Annotated in this window: 1 protein-coding gene; it reads right to left on the bottom strand. The window is 71.5% G+C overall.

The window, feature by feature from the left end; all coding sequences use genetic code 11:
• Nucleotides 1-527, bottom strand: a 527-nt coding sequence (locus tag QR64_RS02455) for a phosphopantetheine-binding protein (protein ID WP_039583922.1), incomplete at both ends; no start/stop codon positions are given.

The following is a 527-nucleotide window of genomic DNA, read 5'->3' as shown; positions in this document are numbered from 1 at the left end:
GTGCGCAGCGACTCGTGCCGCGCCACCACGTCGGCGACCGCCGCGCGCAGCGCGTCGACGTCGAGGGCACCGCGGATCCGTAGCGCGGTCGGCAGGTTGTAGGCGGTCGAATCCGGGTCGAAACGGTTGAGGAACCACATGCGGGACTGCGCCAGCGACAACGGAACCCGCTCCGGGCGCACCTGCGCCGTGAGCGCAGCGCGTCCACCGGCCCCGACGTGCGACTCGAGCCGGGCGGCCAGATCCACGACCGTCGATGCCTCGAACAACGTACGGACCTGGACGCGGGTGTCGAGTGCCGCTCCGAGACGCGAGACCACCTGGGTCGCGATCAGCGAGTTGCCGCCGAGCGCGAAGAAGTCGTCGTCGAGACCGACCCGCTCGACGCCGAGCACCTCACCGAACACCCCGGCGACGATCTCCTCCACCGGCGTGGCCGGGGCACGGAACGCACGGGTCTCGAACACGGGCTCGGGCAGCGCCTTGCGGTCGAGCTTGCCGGACGCGTTGAGCGGGAACGCGTCGAG

Origin of the sequence: Rhodococcus sp. Chr-9, from assembly GCF_000801125.1 — a bacterium.
GTDB lineage: Bacteria > Actinomycetota > Actinomycetes > Mycobacteriales > Mycobacteriaceae > Rhodococcus > Rhodococcus pyridinivorans.
Note: the sequence above shows the minus strand (reverse complement) of the source record. Positions and strands in the feature narration are given on the sequence as shown.